This window comes from Streptomyces sp. S3(2020) (genome assembly GCF_013044505.1).
In the GTDB taxonomy this organism is placed as follows: domain Bacteria; phylum Actinomycetota; class Actinomycetes; order Streptomycetales; family Streptomycetaceae; genus Streptomyces.
On record NZ_JABERD010000558.1, the window covers coordinates 1 to 698 of the forward strand.

Annotated in this window: 1 protein-coding gene; it reads right to left on the minus strand. The window is 75.5% G+C overall.

The genetic code is table 11. The annotated features are described in order from the left end of the window. Positions 1–698, minus strand: a 698-nt coding sequence (locus HLK59_RS50310) for a PfkB family carbohydrate kinase (RefSeq protein ID WP_171148368.1), incomplete at both ends; no start/stop codon positions are given.

Genomic DNA, 698 nt, shown 5'->3' on the forward strand with positions numbered 1-698 from the left:
CCCGGCACCCCTCCCGCGCAGCCTCCTCGGGCTCCGCGCCCGTGAGGAGGGCGGCGAGGAACGCGCCCGTGAACGCGTCGCCGGCGCCCGTGGTGTCCGTGGGCGTCGCCGGTACGGCCGGGACCTGGGCGAGCACCGCGCCCGAGCGGGCCACCAGCGCACCGTCCGCCCCTTGTTTGGCCACCACCAGCGGGACGTGGTGGCTCAGCTTGGCCGCCGCGTCCGCCGGGTCGGGCAGCCCCGTCAGCAGACACGCCTCGTCACGGCTGGGCAGCAGGACGTCGACGCCCTCCACCAGCGTCAGGAAACGGTCGACACCGAGTTCCACGAGGAACCCTGTCGACGCCGGATCCAGGCTCACCGGCACACCACGCGCGCGTGCGGCGGCCACGGCCACTTCCACCAGCGCGCGGCCCGGCTCCGAGAACAGCAGATAGCCCGACAGATGCAGCCGGGCCACCCCGTCGAGCAGCGCGTCCGACCAGTCGTCCGGATCGAACCGCAGGGCCGCGCCGCTGTCCGTGAGGAACGTCCGCTCGGCCGCGGCGCCCGTGTCGACGAGGCAGATCACGGTCCCGGTCGGCGCGTGCGCATCGACGACGAGACGGGGCCGTACCCCGCAGGCCACCAGCTCCCGCTCGTGCCACGCGGCCGCGTCCGCACCCACCCGCCCGAGCAGCCGCACCTCGACGCCACCC